This window comes from Micromonospora haikouensis, from assembly GCF_000876225.1.
Classification (GTDB): domain Bacteria; phylum Actinomycetota; class Actinomycetes; order Mycobacteriales; family Micromonosporaceae; genus Micromonospora; species Micromonospora haikouensis.
On sequence record NZ_JXSX01000001.1, the window covers coordinates 2,111,166 to 2,128,759 of the forward strand.

General features: G+C 71.2%; 13 protein-coding genes. 10 read left to right on the forward strand and 3 right to left on the reverse strand.

Going from position 1 to position 17,594, the window contains the following annotated elements; genetic code table 11:
• The first annotated feature begins 129 nt into the window (after positions 1-129).
• Entirely contained in the window at positions 130-7,899 is a 7,770-nt protein-coding gene (locus TK50_RS09315) for a ricin-type beta-trefoil lectin domain protein (protein ID WP_082106231.1), read from the forward strand.
• A gap of 134 nt (positions 7,900-8,033) precedes the next feature.
• Positions 8,034-8,360 carry a hypothetical protein gene (locus TK50_RS33590; protein ID WP_144420196.1) on the forward strand — a complete coding sequence of 109 codons (327 nt, stop codon included), beginning with the start codon at positions 8,034-8,036 and terminating at the stop codon, positions 8,358-8,360.
• Positions 8,361-8,540: 180 nt separating this feature from the next.
• Here TK50_RS33590 and TK50_RS32865 read toward each other — a convergent pair whose 3' ends face one another.
• Complete coding sequence (locus TK50_RS32865; protein ID WP_082106232.1) at positions 8,541-8,810, reverse strand: hypothetical protein; 270 nt, start codon at positions 8,808-8,810, stop codon at positions 8,541-8,543.
• Between the two features lie 479 nt (positions 8,811-9,289).
• Between TK50_RS32865 and TK50_RS09320 the strand changes: the two genes are divergently transcribed.
• Both TK50_RS09320 and TK50_RS09325 read left to right on the forward strand, forming a co-directional pair.
• Positions 9,290-10,171, forward strand: a complete 882-nt coding sequence (locus TK50_RS09320) for a helix-turn-helix domain-containing protein (protein ID WP_043962377.1) — start codon at positions 9,290-9,292, stop codon at positions 10,169-10,171.
• A 4-nt stretch (positions 10,172-10,175) separates the two neighbouring features.
• A complete protein-coding gene (locus TK50_RS09325; protein WP_043962378.1) occupies positions 10,176-10,355 on the forward strand; it encodes a DUF397 domain-containing protein in 180 nt (59 codons plus the stop codon).
• Positions 10,356-10,411: 56 nt separating this feature from the next.
• Here TK50_RS09325 and TK50_RS09330 read toward each other — a convergent pair whose 3' ends face one another.
• Positions 10,412-11,251, reverse strand: a complete 840-nt coding sequence (locus tag TK50_RS09330; protein WP_043962379.1) for a YhjD/YihY/BrkB family envelope integrity protein — start codon at positions 11,249-11,251, stop codon at positions 10,412-10,414.
• 51 nt (positions 11,252-11,302) lie between these two features.
• On the opposite strand from TK50_RS09330, the gene TK50_RS09335 reads away from it, so the two are divergent.
• From TK50_RS09335 to ispG, 6 genes are all read left to right on the forward strand, one after another.
• Positions 11,303-11,728: a GNAT family N-acetyltransferase gene (locus tag TK50_RS09335; protein ID WP_241773963.1), complete on the forward strand. Its 426-nt coding sequence runs from the start codon at positions 11,303-11,305 to the stop codon at positions 11,726-11,728.
• 227 nt (positions 11,729-11,955) lie between these two features.
• Positions 11,956-12,363: a hypothetical protein gene (locus tag TK50_RS09340; protein WP_144420197.1), complete on the forward strand. Its 408-nt coding sequence runs from the start codon at positions 11,956-11,958 to the stop codon at positions 12,361-12,363.
• Between the two features lie 124 nt (positions 12,364-12,487).
• On the forward strand, positions 12,488-13,108 hold the full coding sequence (locus tag TK50_RS09345; protein WP_043962381.1) for a Uma2 family endonuclease: 621 nt from the start codon (positions 12,488-12,490) through the stop codon (positions 13,106-13,108).
• A 52-nt stretch (positions 13,109-13,160) separates the two neighbouring features.
• Positions 13,161-14,420, forward strand: coding sequence for a 1-deoxy-D-xylulose-5-phosphate reductoisomerase (gene dxr / locus TK50_RS09350; RefSeq protein ID WP_043962382.1), 1,260 nt, complete (start codon positions 13,161-13,163; stop codon positions 14,418-14,420).
• Positions 14,420-15,670, forward strand: a complete 1,251-nt coding sequence (locus TK50_RS09355) for a M50 family metallopeptidase (protein WP_043962383.1) — start codon at positions 14,420-14,422, stop codon at positions 15,668-15,670. Before dxr ends, TK50_RS09355 begins: the two co-directional genes overlap by 1 nt.
• Positions 15,671-15,679: 9 nt before the next feature.
• The gene (ispG, locus tag TK50_RS09360; RefSeq protein WP_043962384.1) at positions 15,680-16,852 is read left to right on the forward strand and encodes a flavodoxin-dependent (E)-4-hydroxy-3-methylbut-2-enyl-diphosphate synthase; all 1,173 of its coding nucleotides are present in this window, start codon (positions 15,680-15,682) and stop codon (positions 16,850-16,852) included.
• Positions 16,853-16,926: 74 nt separating this feature from the next.
• Here the strand turns inward: ispG and TK50_RS09365 are convergent, their stop codons facing one another.
• On the reverse strand, positions 16,927-17,532 hold the full coding sequence (locus TK50_RS09365; protein ID WP_043962385.1) for a PadR family transcriptional regulator: 606 nt from the start codon (positions 17,530-17,532) through the stop codon (positions 16,927-16,929).
• Positions 17,533-17,594: the final 62 nt, after the last annotated feature.

Genomic DNA, 17,594 nt, shown 5'->3' on the forward strand with positions numbered 1-17,594 from the left:
CGTCTAGTCACCTTGAGTGAGGGCGCGAGTTGATCCACAGTGCTCAGGCGTGCCACGCCCGGCGCGTGCCGTGCCGTCGCGGTCGTACCGCGATCTCTTCCGTCTTCGCGCCTGGGTGGGAGCCGACGTATGCCTGGTACCGGATTGCTGTCCCGACGGCGTCCCGGCCGACCCGCCCGACCGGTCACGGGCCGCCGGCGGTGGTCGCCCACCCGTCGGGCCCTGGCGCTGGCACTCTCGGTGAACCTGCTGGTGGCGCTCGCGCCCGCGCAGGCGTGGGCGGTGCCGGGTGCCGGGATGAGCCGAACCGGGATGCCGGTCGAGCTGCCCGACATCCCCACCATTAAGCACGTCGACCACGACGCGGACGCGGAGACGGAGCTGACCACCGCCGACGAGGTGCCGGTGGACCCGTACGAGCCGCAGGCGGTCACCCCGTGGCAGCAGGACAGCGGCGAGGTGGACCTGACGGCCGCCACCCCCGGCACTCCGCTGCCGGTCGAGGACCTGCCGGTCGCCCTCGGCGTACCCGAGGGCGGCGACCCGGCCGACCTGGCCGGCACCTGGAAGGTCGACCTTTCCGGCCCGGAGGCGTCCCAGGCCGTCGGGGCCCCCGGCCTGATCATGAAGATCACCCCGCCGGTGACCGCCGACCCGGACGCGGAGGTGGCCCTCACCGTCGACTACACGCCCTTCGCCGACCTGTACGGCCCGCAGGCCGCCGACCGGTTCGGCCTGGTGCTCCTGCCCAGCTGCGTCTACGACGACCCGGACGGCGGGGATTGCGCCCCCGACACGGGTGCCGCGCCGCCCCCGTCGTTCGCCCCCTACCAGGCACCCGGCCCGGACGCCGGGGCGGCCGTCTCCAGCGAGACGGAGCTGGTGCCGGCCGACGAGGCACCGACCGCGACCGACGACGACGGCACCCGCCGGATCGTCAACGGCAGCGTCTCGATCGGGTCGCTGCTCGCCGGGCCGACCGGTTCCGCCAGCGCGCGCAGCGCGGCGAGCGCCGCCGGCGCCGGGGTCGTCGGCGTGCTCGACACCGGGGCCTCAGCCGGCGGCGACTTCACGGCCACCCCGCTGCTGTCCTCCGGTTCGTGGGCGGCCGGTGCCTCCTCCGGCGCGTTTACCTACGGCTACCAGGTGCAGGTGCCGGAGACCGCCGGCGGCCTGATGCCCCGGGTGAACCTGGGCTACTCCTCGCAGTCGGTCGACGGCCGGACCTCGGCCACCAACAACCAGGCATCCTGGATCGGCGACGGCTGGGACTACAGCGCCGGGTCCATCACCCGTAGCTACGCCAACTGCACCCAGGACTCGAAGAAGTCCGGTGCGAACAATGCCACGCACCGCACCGGCGACCTCTGCTGGGGCTCCGACAACGCCACCCTCTCCCTCGGTGGCATGACCACCGAACTGGTCTGGGACGCGGACGAGAACACCTGGTTCACCGCCAACGGCGACGGCTCCCGGGTGGAGCTGGTCAAGGACACCGGCAAGGCGAACGGTGACGCCGACGGTGAGTACTGGATCGTCACCACCCGCGACGGCACCCGTCACCACTTCGGGCTGCACCGCCTCCCCGGCTGGTCCACCGGGGACCCGGTCACCAACTCGGTGCTGACCGTCCCGGTCTACGGCAACCACGCGGGCGAGGACTGCTACCAGTCGGGCAACTGGGCCGGCTCGGTCTGCACCCAGGCCTGGCGCTGGTCGCTGGACTACGTCGAGGACGTCCACGGCAACGCGATGAGCCTGTGGTGGGCCAAGGAGACCAACCACTACGCCCGCAACTTCAACTTCAAGTCCCCCGTCCCGTACGACCGGGGCGGCTATCTCACCCGGATCGACTACGGGCAGCGCGCCAACACCATCTTCTCCGCCGCCCCGGCCGCCCAGATCACCTTCACGGTGGCGGAACGGTGCTTCGCCGAGGGCACCGTCACCTGCACCGAGGCCAACTTCACCAGCAGCGACCCCGCCAAGTACCGCATCTGGTACGACACCCCGGCCGACCTGCGCTGCGGCGACGACAAGAAGTGCTGGAACGCCTCCCCGTCCTTCTTCACCCGCAAGCGGCTCGACAAGATCACCACCTCGGCGCAGCGGCAGCCCGGCAACACCGCGCGTCAGGTGGTCGACGAGTACCAGCTCGCGCAGGCGTTCCCCACCACCCGGACCGGGCCGAACACCGCGCTCTGGCTGGAGTCGATCACCCGGACCGGGTACGGGCCCACCGGCGGCACCGACAAGATCACCCTGAACCCGGTGCGCTTCGAGGCCAACCCCGAGGACATGCCGAACCGGGTGCGCAACGACGACCGCCCCGGTTTCTCCCGGCTGCGCATCGCCCGCATCATCAACGAGTACGGTGGCGAGACCGTCGTCAGCTACAAGCAGCCGACGGGCGACTGCGCCACCGGCACCGGACTGCCCGGCAAGACGGACACCACCGCGCTGAAGAACAACAACCGGCTCTGCTACCCGTCCTTCTGGCACCCCGACCCCAGCGCCGAAGAGATCGACTGGTTCCACAAGTACGTGGTGGACAGCGTCGAGGAACTCCCCGCCATCGACGGCCCGGCGGTCAGCACCCTCACCCGCTACACCTACGCCGACCCGGGATGGAAGCTCGCCGAGCAGGAATTCACCAAGAAGTCGGCCCGGACGTACTCGCAGTTTGCCGGCTTCGCGCAGGTCACCGTCCGCACCGGCGAGACCGACGCGGACCACGGCGATGGCAGCGTGGCGACCAAGTCCGTCACCCGCTACTTCCGGGGCATGGGCGACGACGTGTCCGTCGAGGACGCCGCCGGCCAGGAGATCGCCAAGGACCGCGAGCCGTTCGCCGGCCGCATCGCCGAGGAACTCACCTATTCCACCGCCGACGCCGCGGCCGGCGACTGGCTCACCCGCAGCGTCACCTACCCGGAGGCCGAGGAACTCGGCCGGCGCAACCGGGACGACGGGCTCAGCCCGCTGCGCGCCTGGCGGGTCACCGAATCCCGGGTGGTCGCGCACAGCCGCTCCTCCGGCACCGGCGACGACACCCGCACCAGCCGGAAGGTCGAGACGAAGACCAGCTACGACGCCACGCATGGCCTGCCGACGCAGATCGAGTCGCTGGGTGACACCGGCAAGACCGGCGACGAGACGTGCACCCAGCTCACCTACCTGCACCGGCTCGACCGGAACCTGGTCGGCCTGACGCAGCAGATGCTGACCAGCCCCACCACCTGCGCCGCCGCCACCTGGACGAACCTGGCGTCGCTGAGTTCCGCCAGCCGCATCGCGTACGACGGCGCGGCATACGGGACCGCCCTAACGGCGAACACCCGCGCCCTGGTCACCCAGACCTGGTCGCTCAAGGGCGACGGCTCCGGCTTCCAGTCCGACGGCACCGTCGGCTTCGACGCCCTCGGCCGGGTCGTCTCACGCACCGACCCCGACCTGAAGACCTCCACGACCACCTACACCCCGACCACGGGCCAGCCCTTCCAGATCGAGGAGAAGAACTCCCTCAACCACCGGCAGATCCAGGAGTTCGATCCCGGTCGCGGGGTCGTGGTGCGCAGCACCGACCTCAACGACCGGGTCAGCGAGTCGAAGTTCGACGCCCTGGGCCGCCTCGTCGAGGCGTGGGCCGCCGGCCGTACCCCGTCGGCCGGGGCGATCCCCGACTTCCGGGCCGAGTACACCATCGAGGCCGGCAAGCCCCCGTACGTCACCACGAAGGCCCGCAGCCACGAGAACCGGGTGGAGACCGCGGTCACCATCTACGACGGCCTGGGCCGGGAACGGCAGAGCCAGCAGGAGGCCGTCGGCGGCGGACGGCTGATCACCGACACCCTCTACAACCGGGCCGGCGAGGTGGGGCAGACCCGCAACGCCTACTACGCCGACGGCAACCCGAGCGGCACCCTGTTCACCCCGGCCGCCGACACCGCCGTGCCCAACGCCACCCGTTACACGTACGACGGGCTCGGGCGGGTCGTCGAGGAGATGCCCGTCCACAACGGCGTCGAGGTGCCGCTGCGGTCCACCCGTTACGAGTACGGCGCCGACCACTCCACCGTGCTCAACCCGGCGGGCGCGGCCTCGTACCGGCTGTTCACCGACGCCCTGGGCCGCACCGCGCGGGTCGACACCTACACCAAGGGCGACCGCAGCGCCTTCGTCTCCATGCGCTACCAGTACGACCCGCAGGGCCAACTGACGCGGGCCACCCACTCCGAGAACCCGAAGGAGTGGACCTGGAGCTACGACCACCGGGGCAGGCCGGTCAGCGCCACCGACCCGGACACCGGCGTCACCACCCTCACCTACGACCACCGGGACCGGCAGGTCACCAGCACCAACGCCCGGGGCGTGACGGTGTGGAACGGCTACGACGAGCTGTCCCGCCCCGTCCAGCAGCGGCTCGGCGGCAGCGGCGGCACCCTGCTCGGCGAGTACACCTACGACACGGTGCCCGGCGGGAAGGGCCTGCCGGCGACGGCCACCCGCTACACCGACGGGCTGCCGTACACCCAGAGCATCGGCGGCTACACCGACGACTACCAGCCGACGTCGACGACGCTGACGCTGCCCGCGACCATCGCCAGCACCTGGGGGCTGCAAACCTCCTACACGTACGGCTACACCTACACCGACACGGGAATGCCCGAGTCGACCGTGCTGCCCGGCGTCGGGGCGCTGCCCAGCGAGAAGGTGCTGGTCCGCTACACCAAGGACGGCCTGCCCCTGTCGGTCTCCGGCAAGGACTGGTACGGCGCGGAGACGGTCTACTCGCCGTACGGCCAGGTGTTGCGCTCGACGCTCGGCGCGCAGCCGCACCGGGTCTGGGCGCTGGCCTCCTACGACGACGCCAGCGGCGCCCTGACCAGCCAGCAGGTCTACCGCGAGAAGGCCGGCGACACCGGCGTCGTGGGCGGCAACCTGGTGTCGAACCGCCACTACTGGTACGACAACGCCGGCAACGTCCTCGCCATCCGCGAGCAGGCCGGCGGCATCCAGGAACGGCAGTGCTTCCAGTACGACGCGCTCGGCCAGCTCAAGCGGGCGTGGACCGCCGCCGACCAGGCATCCTGCGCGCCCGGCCCGGCGGGCACCGGCGGCGTGCTCAACGTGGCGGCCGGCGCGGACGGCTCCGGCTACTGGCAGGAGTACGACTACGACCTGCTCGGCAACCGCACGAAGCTGGTGGAGAAGGACCTCACCGGCGACACCGCCAAGGACGCCACCACCACCTACGCCTACGGCAAGGCCGACGGCAGCCAGCCGCGCACCCTCACCACGGTCACGAAGAACTACGTCACTCCGGCCGGCGCCGCGATCACCGCCGCCGCCCAGCGGCTGTACGAGCTGACCGGCGAGACGAAGTCGGTCACCTCGGTGCAGAACGGCGACGAGCAGACCCTGACCTGGACGTACGACGGTCAGGTGGAGCGGATCACCGGGCAGGGCAGCAAGGGGCGGACCCCGTACGTGGGCCTGGGCGGCAAGTGTCTGGACCTGAACGCCGGTCGCGCGGCGGCCGGTCAGCCGGTGCAGTTGTTCGCCTGCAACGACACGGTGGCGCAGAAGTGGGCGTTCACCCCGGCCGGCGGGCAGCCCGACCCCAACCTGGGCACCCTGTCCATCTACGACACGTGGTGCGTGCAGCCCACCGGCACGACGGCCGGGTCGGCGGCGCAGATCCGCGCCTGTGACGGTGGCACCGACCAGCGGGTGGAGCGTCTGTCCACCGGGCAGCTCCGGCACACCTCGTCGGGGCTGTGCCTGGCGGTGCACGTTGCGGCCACCGCCGACGGCACCCCGATCGTCCTGGCCGCGTGCGCGGGCGGGGCGGCGGCGCAGCAGTGGCAGGCGCAGAACGAGACGCGGCACATCTACGGGCCGGGCGGCTCACGGCTGCTGACCGTGCAGGGCCGGCAGGCCACCCTGCACCTGGGCGAGTCACAGGTGACCACGCAGCAGGGCGGCGCGCTGGTGAGCAGCCAGCGCTCCTATGCGGCCCCGGGCGGGTCGGTGCTGCGCTACGCCCACGGCACCAACCCGTCCGCCCTCGCCGCCGTCGTCGGCGACCACCAGGGCACCCCGTACGCCGAGGTGACCCTCGACGGCAACATGACCACCCGGATCCGCAAGCAGGACCCGTTCGGCAACCAGCGCGGCACCGCCGCCCTGGCCGCCAACATGCAGACCCCGACCGGGTTCCTCGGGGCCAACCGTGACGACCCCTCCGGGTACGTGCCGTTGGGTGCCCGCCTCTACGACCCCAGCGTGGGCCGGTTCCTCTCCGCCGACCCGGTGCTGGACACCGCCGACCCGTTGCAGTCCAACGGCTACACGTACGCCCACAACAACCCGGCCACCCACACCGACCCCTCCGGGTTGTCCATCTCCCTGACCCCCTCGGAGACCGCCGCCGCCCTCGCCGGCGCGGGCCTGTCCGCGGCCCAGGTCGCCGACGCCCAGGCCATCATGGGCAAGTCCGTCACCTCGGTCATCCTGTCCGTCGCCTGGGACGTCCTGAAGGACTTCCTCGGCATCAACGCCGCCCTCGGCTGCTTCGGCGGCAGCGTCTGGTCCTGCATCGACCTTGTCACCAGCCTGAACCCCGGCTGGAAGGCCGCCAGGAGCGCGCTGAAGATCGCCAGCGCGGTGAAACGCACCTTCAGCGCCATCCGTGCCCTCCAGAACGCCAAACGCGCCGCCGAGAACGTCCTGCGCGCTGCCAAGGCCGCCGAAACGGCCGCCCTCAACGCCAAGAAACTTGCCATCGAACGCGCCAAGCAGGCGGCCCAAGCTGCGAAGAAGAAGGTTCAGGACAAGGTCAACACGGTCAGCAATCGCGCCACCGAACAGGCCAAGAAGACCGGCAACCCCGTCCAGAAGCAGGCTCAGGCCCGCGCCAATCCCAAGGGCTCCACCGCAGCCACCACCAGGAACAGTGGCGGCGGAAAGTCAACGGGCTCCAAACCCGGCGGCAGCTCGGGCGGTTCCAACCGGTCCAGCGGTGGCTCCAGCGGTGGCGGCGGCTCCGGCAAAGCCGACGGCGGTGGCTGCCCCACCGACGGCAACAGCTTTATCCCCGGCACCAAGGTCCTGATGGCCGACGGCACCACCAAGCCCATCGAGGACATCGAACCCGGCGACAAGGTCCTCGCCACCAACGCCGACACCGGCGAGACCGAGGTCGAGACGGTCACCGCCACCATCACCGGCACCGGTGCCAAACACCTCGTCACCATCACCACCAGCGACGCCCCGAGTACCAGCGACGGGGGCGGTGGCGACGGCGCCAGCAAGATCACCGCGACCGATGGACACCCCTTCTGGGTGCCCGAACTACGGCAGTGGATCGACGCCACCGACCTCCAGGTTGGCCAGTGGCTCCAGACCAGCGCCGGCACCCGCGTCCAGATCACCGCGGTTCAACGACATCTCACCACCTGGGCCACCGTCCACAACCTGACCATCGCCAACACCCACACGTACTATGTGGTGGCGGGTAGCGAGTCTGTCCTCGTGCACAACTGCCCCCCGGGAGGGGGTGGATTCTTCAGCAAGTTCTTCAGTAAGAAGCCTTCTGCTGCAGAAGCGGCCGACGAGGCTATGCGGGCGAGTCGTACTCCAGTTAGGCTTCGTGACCTGGAGGGAGTTGAGCTTCCTGACTATGGGGATCAGGTGAAGGTCTCGCAAGTGCGAGGAATGTCTGATCGGCAGTTGATTGATTCGATCAACAACCCAGATGAGTTGGGAGGAAGTGTGGTGCTTGATGGTCGTACGGTTGTTAATGGAAACCACAGAATTGGGGAAGCTCTGCGGAGAATGAATGATCCATTCTTCAAGGAGATCACGCCCGACACTGAATTTCTGGTTGTTCGGTGATATTTGATGTTCCTTGAGTATGTGGCCGTGTCGGAGGGGTGATCGTGATGAGGAGGCTGTGGCGTGAAGGTGTGATCAGGTCGCGCTTCGGATGGCCTGTTCCCCGGGTTGCCAAGGAGGTCTCGTCACGTGAGATGTCCACGCTTGTCGATGCCGCCAAAAGCTCTGGATTAAGTCGTAAGGGCAGCGGTCTCGTGGTCCAAGAGGGCTGGTGCTACTATCTCCTGCCCTACCTTCAAGAGTCGTCTCCTGTGCCGTGTTGGATGTGCGTTGTGGCGGCGGTCAAGAATCCCACGAAAGCATCCGGCGTTGAGCGGGTCGAGCTGCATTACTCCCGCCTTGACGTGGCGATAGATGAGTTCCAAAGCTTGCGTAACGCTGCCGCAGTCGATCGCGATCGACTGCTTCATTGGGTTCTCTGGGATGCGGCTAAAAGTGTTGGTGAAAAGGGTGGTGTCTGAGTCGGTGAGTTGAGCCGGTGGTGAGCAAGCAATGCGGCTTGAGGTCGACGTCGGTGGCGGTCTGGGTGGACACGTCATGCGCTTAGCGTGGCCAGGTAACGTGCGGGGTGATCGCAACGTGTGGCTCGGCGACAACTTGTTGCAGACCCTGGACCTTGCTGTGTTCCGCTTCTTGGGCGGTCAGTGGCGGGTCCAGCCGATGAAGCGGGCGAAGTAGTCCGCCGGATCCACCTCCTTCGGATGGGTGCGCAGCCGGTCGGCGATCGCGTCGTGCATCAGCACGCACAGGTAGATCGCCAGCCTGACCCGGTCGCGCGCGTACTCGGCGCGTAGGCAGAGCTTCGCAGGCTGGCAGGGCCACGGCGCAGCACACACCCGACACCGCCACGTCGGGCGGGCCGCCACGTGCCGACGCAGTTCGGCCAGCGAAACCCCGTACCCGCTGCTCATGGCCGTCGCCCGCCCCGTCGCAGGGGCCCGGCGGCCCGGTGCGGCGCGGTCGCCGGGGCCGCCAACAGCGCGGTCGCCGGCACGGTCGGGGCGGCGCGGCCGGTGCACCGCCTGCCCGCCTGCCGCTCAGGGCCGGGCCGGCACAGCATGCGGTCGGGGCAGGGCCAGCGCAGGCCGCACACGCAGTGCCGCCCCCAGCGGGACCAGTCGCGGCGGTGCGTCGGGCCCAGCGGCACGGGCCGGTCGGTGCGGCGTCTTCCGGGGATGCCCACGTGCGCCTCCGGGTCGGGTCGGTTCATGGGGGTGGGGGCAGGAGCCGGGATGAGGTCGGGGGAGGCTCCTGCCCCCTCGGGGGGACCACGCCGCGAAGCGGTGGTCACTGATGATGCTCGTTTCGTTGCTGGCGGTGAGCAATGCTTCAGAGAAGAATGCGGACCAAGGGATGAGGTGCCTTACGCGACGACAGATAAGGGGATGACGTGGACGACTCGGGCAGCACCGTCCCGCGTAGGCAGCTCGGCAGATATCTGAGGGAGCTTCGCGAGAACGCATACGTGACGGTCGCGGCGGCGGCCAAGCAACTCGAATGGTCGGCACCCCGGATCTGGCGCTACGAGACGGGTCAGGTCTCGATGCACCCGAACGACGTGGAAGCCATGTGCCGGGTCTACGGCGCGTCCCGCGAGACCATCGACACCATGCGCGCCCTGGCCCGGGAGACCAAGGCGCACGGCTGGTGGCACAGCTACGGGGAGGCGATCAAGGACTGGTTCAAGCTGTACGTCGGCCTGGAGTCCGCCGCGACGCGGATCCGGCACCATGAGGTCAACCTGGTGCCGGGGCTGTTGCAGACCGTCGAGTACATGACCGAGGTGATCGCCACCGACTGCCCGCAGTTGAGCGAGGCGGAGCGCCGGGCGAAGGCGGACGTGCGGCTGCGCCGGCAGCGGCTGCTCGTCCGGGCGATCCCCCGGGCGCCGCAGCTCGACGTGATCCTCAGCGAGGCGGTGCTGCGCCGGCCGCTGCGCGACCGGGCGGCGATGGCCCGCCAGCTCGACGCCCTGACGGTGACGGGCGAGCAGCACAACGTCAGCGTCCGGGTGTTGCCGCTGGACGCCGGGCTGTTCCGCTGGTCGCAGGCGGGCACCTTCACCATGCTCGACTTCCCGCAGCAGGTGCGGGAGCCCGAGCCGACCACCATCTACTCCGACGGGCCGTGCGGCGCGGTCTACCTGGACAGGCCGCACGAGATCGAGACGTACGAGGAGGCCTGGCGCTCGCTCGCCGAGCGGGCGCTGAGCGGGGCCGAGTCCCGCGAGCTGATCGCATCGATGGCGAAGGAGATGTCCAGTGCAGCGTGACGGTGTGTGGCGCACGTCCACCCGCTCCGGCGGGGAGGGCAACTGCGTCGAGGTGGCGGCGTTCGCCGACGCGGTGGGCGTGCGCGACAGCAAGGACCGGCAGGGCCCGGCGCTGAGCTTCGTCCCGGCGGCCTGGGCGGGCTTCGTCGGGGCGACCCGGGCGGGCGTGCTCGACCGCCCCTAGCGACACCCTGGCCCAGCGACACCCGGGCGGGAGGCCCGCCGCGCCCCCGCGCGTGCTCATCGTGTGGCGGCGCGGCGGGACCGCCAGTCCGATAGGGCGAGCGTCGCCGAATAGCCGGCCAGCACGATCACGTGGAAGAAATAGAGCCACAGCAGCACCGCCACCCCGCCGCCGATCGCGTCGAAACCGCCGAACGGCACCCCGAGGTCGAGCGGCAGCGAGGCGAACAGCACGAAGCCGTGCAGGAAGCCGGACAGGTTCGCCGCCGTGAACGACCCGATCGCCAGCGTCGACAGGAAGTCCGGCGACGCCGGCCCCACCACCCGGAACACCCACATCAGCACCGGGGTGAGCACCAGCCAGACGCCGAGGAACGACAGCACCACGCCGAGCGCGCCCCGCCAGCCGCCCTGGCGCACCAGGTGGGTCGTCACCGGCAGCGCCAGCAGGATCGACAGCAGCAGCGCGGGGGCGGGCGCGAGCAGCGGGAGCAGCAGCAGCCGGCCCCGCCAGCCGACCAGCGACCCGCCCGGCTCGCGCGGGGCGGCCACCGACACGAACGCCCGGCGCAGCCCCTCGCCGTACAGCGACGCCGGCAGCAGCGAGGCCAGGGCCAGCGCCGGGGTCAGGCCGAGCCCGGCCTCCAGCAGCGCGGCCACCGCCCGGTGCGCGCCGATGTCGGTGGGCAGCGTCTCGATGGCGTACGAGGTGAGCCGGCGCACCCGGTCCGCCCCGGCGACCAGCCCCGTCGTCCAGATGGCCAGCAGCGCCACGGGCACCACGGCGATCGACCCGTAGAACGTGATGGCGGCGGCGTGCAGCGACAGGTCCCGCCCGCGTACCGGCCGGAACGCGGCGCTGATGATCCGCTTCGTCCGCTGCCATCCGTCTGCCACCGCGACCTTCTTCCCCGCCCCGCTCCCCGGTACGCATTACGATCCCGCGTCATGACCGTGCTCACCACGGAACGCCTCAGCGCCGACCGGCTCGCTTGGTGGCGGGAGCGGCACGCCGCCCACGGCGACCGGTACGGCACCTGGGCGATCGAGACGCTCGCCGACGGGCGGGTCGTCGGGACGGTGCTGCTCAAGCCGCTGCCGGGCCGCGACGAGCGCGTGCCGACCACCGACATCGAGGTCGGCTGGCACCTGCACCCCGACTCGTGGGGCCACGGGTACGCCACCGAGGCGGCCCGCGCCCTGGTGGCCCGGGAGTTGGCGACGGGCACCCCGCAGGTGTGGGCGGTGGTCGCGCCGGGCAACTCGGCGTCGGCGGCGGTCGCCCGGCGGCTCGGCATGGCGTACGTGGGCCGGCGCACCGACTGGTACGGCGGCGAGGAACTGGACGCCTTCGTCCTGCGCGCCGACGCCTGACAGCGCCTGGCGACACCGGCCGGCGGCGCGTCACCGCAGCCGACAACGCTGGCGACACCGTCGCGCGGACCCCGGGAACGCACCCCGCTGGTCGGTGCCGACACTTCGCCTGGTCAGCCGTTGCCGGGCCGTTGCCGGCGGCCTACGCTCGTGCCCGCGCCAGCCACCCCGGGGAGCTCCCAGGCAACGTCGGCAGGCCGGGGTTTGCGACAAGCAGGAGGACGAACATGGTGGTGCCGGGCGGTCCCCAGGGCTATGCCCCGCTGTCGGCGGGCACCCGCCCGGGTGCAACGGGGGCCCGCCCGGGGAGTGTGGCGGCCACCGCCGCCGCCGTGGTCGCGGTCGTGCTGCTGGTCGTGCTCGCCCTGGTCGTGGCACTGGTCGGGATGTTGCTGCCGATGGCCGCAGACGCCTGCGGCACCGAAGGCACCGAGGGGCTGATGATCTGCGGGTCAGCCGGTGAGTTGGTGGTGCTCGCACCGACCGGCGGTGCCGTGCTCGGGGTGCTGCTCGCTCTCGCCGGGTTCCTGCCGTTGCCGTTGCGGCACCGCCGGTTGGTCTTCATCGGCTTGGGCTACCTGTTCGTCCTCGGCGGGCTCGGGCTCGGCTTCCTGGTGGCCTTCAGCGGCTGGTGACGTGATCCGGCCGCACGCTCACCCAGGCCCGACTCCCGTCGGACAGGCTGTGCGATGCGCTGTGCCGAGGGCTGCGACGGCTAGGCTGACCTGAGCAGAATGTCGCGCTGAGGGGGTGAGCCCGATGGCCCAGGCAGCGTTTGCGCCCGAGCCGGCGTCGCAGCGGCCCGAGCCGTCGTTCGACGTGCTCCGGTGGCACGACGAGCCGTGGACGGCGCGGCTCGCCCTCGACCTCTTGCCGGAGACCAACGGCCCCAAGGTCGAGGTCCTGAGCGGAAGCGTGATCGTGACACCACATGCCGGCTTCGACCACCAGAACGTCGAACTCGACCTGGCTTACCTGCTCAAGCAGGCGGCCCGGCGGGCGGGGCTCTGGCTCTACCACGAGGTCAACATCGTCTCGGGCGACGACCTGTTCATCCCCGACATCGCCGTGTTGCGTGCCTCGGGCGGCGGCCGGACGACGATGAAGATCAGCGACGCCGTGCTGCTCGGGGAGGTCGTCTCACCGGGCAACCGGCGCAAGGACGTGATCGACCGCCCCCGCGAGTACGCCGCCGCCGCAGTGCCGTTCTTCCTCCGCGTCGACCTGCGCAACCGGGTGCCGACGCTGGCCCTGTACGAGCTGGTCGACGGCGAGTACCGCCCGCTCGCCGCCGCCGCGGCCGGCAGCACGTTCACGATGAGCCGCCCGTTCGAATTCACGGTCGACCCGGCCGACCTGCTCGACGACGAGGCGCCCTGACGGCGGTGAGGCTCCCGGCGGGCGCACAGCCCGGCTGGGGAAGAATGGACGGGTGACAACTCCCCGCGATCTTGTGCTGCTCGGCTCGACCGGCTCGATCGGCACCCAGGCCATCGACATCGTCCGGCGCAACCCCGACCGGTTCCGGGTGGTGGCGCTCGGCGCCGGGGGCGGCAACGTCGAGCTGCTCGCCGCGCAGGCCCTCGAACTGGGCGTCGAGGCGGTCGGGGTGGCGAAGGCGTCGGCCGCGCAGGACCTCCAGCTCGCCTTCTACGCCGAGGCGAGCCGGCGGGGCTGGTCCAGCGGCGACTTCAAGCTGCCCAAGATCGTGGCGGGGCCGGACGCGATGACCGAGCTGGCGCAGTGGCCCTGCGACGTCGTACTCAACGGGGTGGTCGGCTCGCTGGGGCTCGCGCCGACGCTCGCGGCGCTGCGCGCCGGGCGTACCCTCGCCCTGGCCAACAAGGAGTCGCTCGTGGCCGGCGGCCCGCTCGTGAAGGCCGCGGTGACGCGGCCGGGGCAGATCGTGCCCGTCGACTCCGAGCACTCGGCGCTGGCCCAGTGCCTGCGCGGCGGCGCCCGGGGCGAGGTGCGCCGGCTGGTGGTCACCGCCAGCGGCGGGCCGTTCCGGGGACGGCGGCGCGACGAGTTGACGCAGGTCACGCCCGAGCAGGCCCTGGCGCACCCGACCTGGAACATGGGGCCGGTCGTCACGATCAACTCCGCGACGATGGTCAACAAGGCGCTGGAGGTGATCGAGGCGCACGAGCTGTTCGACGTGCCCTACGCCGACATCACCGTCATGGTGCACCCGCAGTCGGTGATCCACTCGATGGTCGAGTTCGCCGACGGGTCGACGCTGGCCCAGGCCAGCCCGCCCGATATGCGGCTGCCCATCGCGCTGGGCATCGGCTGGCCCGACCGGGTGCCGGACGCCGCCGCCGCCGTCGACTGGACCACCGCGCACACCTGGGAGTTCGCCCCGCTCGACGACGAGGCGTTCCCGGCGGTGGCGCTGGCCAAGGCGGCCGGGGAGGCCGGGCGCTGCCGCCCGGCGATCTACAACGCGGCCAACGAGGAGTGCGTCGCGGCGTTCGTCGCCGGCCGGCTGCCGTTCCTCGGCATCGTGGACACCCTCCGGCGGGTGCTGGACGACGCTCCCGATTTCGCCGAACCAGGTACCGTCGAGGACGTGCTCGCCGCCGAGTCGTGGGCGCGCGCGCACGCGCAGGAGATCATCGTGGCGTCACCATCGGCGTCGTCGTCGGTCTCGGCGGCGTCGTCGGCATCGGCATCGGTGGAAGGAGCTTGATGGCGTACCTGCTCGGGGTGGTCCTGTTCGCCCTGGCCATCCTCGTCTCGGTCAGCCTGCACGAGGCGGGGCACATGCTCACCGCCAAGGCGTTCGGGATGAAGGTCACCCGCTACTTCGTCGGCTTCGGCCCCACCATCTGGAGCTTCAAGCGGGGCGAGACCGAGTACGGCCTCAAGGGCATCCCGCTCGGCGGCTTCTGCAAGATCGTCGGAATGACGCCGCAGGACGACGACGTCGAGCCGGGCGACGAGCACCGGGCGATGTGGCGCTACCCGGTCTGGAAGCGGACGATCGTGATGTCCGCCGGGTCGGTCACCCACTTCGCGCTGGCCCTCGTCGCGACCTGGATCATCGCCGTCTCCGCCGGCCTGCCCAACCCGGACTTCCCGACCACCGACGCCGAGGCCCGCCAGGAGCCGGCGGTCATCGCCCTGGCCAGGTGCGTGGTGCCGGAGAACGCCGTGCGCGAGTGCGCGACGAGCGACCCGGCCAGCCCGGCCGCGACGGCCAACCTGCGCGACGGCGACCGGATCACCTCGTTCAACGGCACCCCGATCAACAACTACGGCGAGCTGCTGACCGCGCTGCGGGCCACCAAGCCGGGCGACACCGCCCAGATCGGGTACGTCCGCGACGGCCAGCCCGGCACCACGAGCACCGTGCTCGCGCAGACCCAGCGCCCGCCCCTGGACGACCCGAAGGGCGCGGTCGGCCCGGTCGCCGCGCTCGGCATCGGCCTCCAGTTCAGCACCCCCACCCGGGTCCAGTACGGCCCGGTCGCCGCCCTCGGCGGGACCGCCCGGTTCACCGGCGACATGGCCGTCGGCACGTACGAGGCGATGAAGCGCATCCCGCAGAAGGTGCCCGCCCTCTGGACGGCCATCAGCGGCGGCGAGCGGGACGTGGACACCCCGATCAGCGTGGTCGGCGCGAGCCGGCTCGGCGGTGAGGCCGTGGAGAACAACGCCTGGCTGGTGTTCTTCATGCTGTTCGTGTCGCTGAACTTCTTCATCGGCGTGTTCAACCTGCTGCCGTTGCTGCCGCTCGACGGCGGGCACATCGCCATCGCCTGGTTCGAGCGGGTCCGGTCCTGGGTCTTCGCCCGGTTCGGCCGCCCGGACCCGGGCCGCGTCGACTATCTCAAGCTCATGCCCATCACGTACGTGGTGATCCTGATCGGCGGCGTGTTCACGCTGCTGACCGTCACCGCGGACGTCGTCAACCCGATCACGCTCTTCTCAAGGTGAGTGCCTGAAGTGACCGCAGTCAGTCTCGGTATGCCCGTCGCGCCGCCCCCCGCGCTCGCCCCGCGCCGGGCCAGCCGCCAGATCATGGTCGGCTCGGTGCCGGTCGGTGGGGGCGCGCCGGTGTCGGTGCAGTCGATGACCACCACCCTCACCTCCGACGTCAACGCCACCCTCCAGCAGATCGCCGAGCTGACCGCGTCCGGCTGCCAGATCGTCCGGGTCGCCGTGCCCTCGCAGGACGACGTGGAGGCGCTGCCGGCCATCGCCCGCAAGTCGCAGATCCCGGTGATCGCCGACATCCACTTCCAGCCCAGGTACGTCTTCGCCGCGATCGACGCCGGCTGCGCCGCCGTGCGGGTGAACCCGGGCAACATCCGGCAGTTCGACGACAAGGTCAAGGAGATCGCGAAGGCGGCCGGCGACGCCGGGGTGCCGATCCGCATCGGCGTCAACGCCGGCTCGCTGGACAAGCGACTGCTCGCCAAGTACGGCAAGGCCACCGCCGAGGCGCTGGTCGAGTCGGCGCTGTGGGAGTGCTCGCTGTTCGAGGAGCACGGCTTCCGCGACATCAAGATCTCGGTGAAGCACAACGACCCGGTGGTCATGATCCGGGCGTACCGGCAGCTCGCCGAGCGCTGCGACTACCCGCTGCACCTCGGCGTCACCGAGGCCGGGCCGGCGTTCCAGGGCACCATCAAGTCGGCGGTCGCCTTCGGCGCGCTGCTGGCCGAGGGGATCGGCGACACGATCCGGGTGTCGCTGTCCGCCCCGCCGGTGGAGGAGATCAAGGTCGGCAACCAGATCCTGGAGTCGCTGGGGCTGCGCGAGCGGGGCCTGGAGATCGTCTCCTGCCCGTCCTGCGGGCGGGCCCAGGTCGACGTCTACAAGCTGGCCGAGGAGGTCACCGCCGGCCTGGAGGGGCTGCCGGTGCCGCTGCGGGTGGCCGTCATGGGCTGCGTCGTCAACGGTCCGGGGGAGGCCCGCGAGGCCGACCTGGGCGTCGCCTCGGGCAACGGCAAGGGGCAGATCTTCGTCAAGGGCAAGGTCGTCAAGACCGTCCCCGAGGGGCAGATCGTGGAGACGCTGATCGAAGAGGCGCTGCGGATCGCCGACGAGATGGGCGCGGAGCTGCCCGAGGAGCTGCGGGACCTGCTCCCGGGGGCCACCGTCACGGTGCACTGACCCGCCGCACCACGCCGCACCACGCGCCGACAGGGGGCCGTTCCGCCGGGAACGGCCCCCTGTCGTGTGCCCTCTCACCCCTCGGCGAGGATGGCGTAGAGCTTGCGCCGGGTCTCGGCGAGCACCTGCGCGGCCCGCTCCCGCTGGTCGTCCGTGCCGGTCATCATCACCTGCCGCAGCGCGTGCATCGCCTGCGTGCCGGCGTCGCGGATGTCGTGCCAGCTCGCGACGGTGTCCTCGGCGAACTCGCCCCACGGCGGGGCCTGCGCCGCCTCGTCGGCCTCGGCCCGGCCCGCCTCGGTGACGGTGAACCGCTTGCGCCCGCCGCCGGCCTCCTCTGTGGTGGCGGCGACGACGCCCTCGTCCTCCAGGAGCTGGAGGGTCGGGTAGATCGACCCGGGGCTGGGCCGCCAGGCCCCGCCGGTGCGGGAGTCGATCTCCTGGATCATCTCGTAGCCGTGCATCGGCCGCTCGGTGAGCAGGGCCAGCACGGCGGCGCGGACGTTGGGTCGCCGCCCCCGGCCTCGCCCCCGGTGGCCACCCCGCCCGCCGCCGTGCGGGCCCCCGTGCCCGGGCGGGACCGGCGGGAAGGGCGGGCCGGGGGGACCGGGTGGGAACGGCGGGAAGCCGAAGCCCCGCATCCGCGCCTCGTGCATGTGCGTCCGTCGGTGGAACCCCATGGTTCTCTCCCCTCGAAGTTCTGTCGCTGATGCATCAACGATATATCGCCAACGGATCGGCA

Excerpts from the sequence above, each read along its gene's own strand:
- TK50_RS09345 (WP_043962381.1), top strand. The coding sequence starts at position 12,488 with ATGGCCCAGGCAGCGTTTGCGCCCGAGCCGGCGTCGCAGCGGCCCGAG.
- TK50_RS32865 (WP_082106232.1), bottom strand. The coding sequence starts at position 8,810 with ATGAGCAGCGGGTACGGGGTTTCGCTGGCCGAACTGCGTCGGCACGTG.
- TK50_RS09365 (WP_043962385.1), bottom strand. The coding sequence starts at position 17,532 with ATGGGGTTCCACCGACGGACGCACATGCACGAGGCGCGGATGCGGGGC.
- TK50_RS09340 (WP_144420197.1), top strand. The coding sequence starts at position 11,956 with ATGGTGGTGCCGGGCGGTCCCCAGGGCTATGCCCCGCTGTCGGCGGGC.
- TK50_RS09335 (WP_241773963.1), top strand. The coding sequence starts at position 11,303 with ATGACCGTGCTCACCACGGAACGCCTCAGCGCCGACCGGCTCGCTTGG.
- TK50_RS09315 (WP_082106231.1), top strand. The coding sequence starts at position 130 with ATGCCTGGTACCGGATTGCTGTCCCGACGGCGTCCCGGCCGACCCGCC.
- TK50_RS09355 (WP_043962383.1), top strand. The coding sequence starts at position 14,420 with ATGGCGTACCTGCTCGGGGTGGTCCTGTTCGCCCTGGCCATCCTCGTC.
- TK50_RS33590 (WP_144420196.1), top strand. The coding sequence starts at position 8,034 with ATGTCCACGCTTGTCGATGCCGCCAAAAGCTCTGGATTAAGTCGTAAG.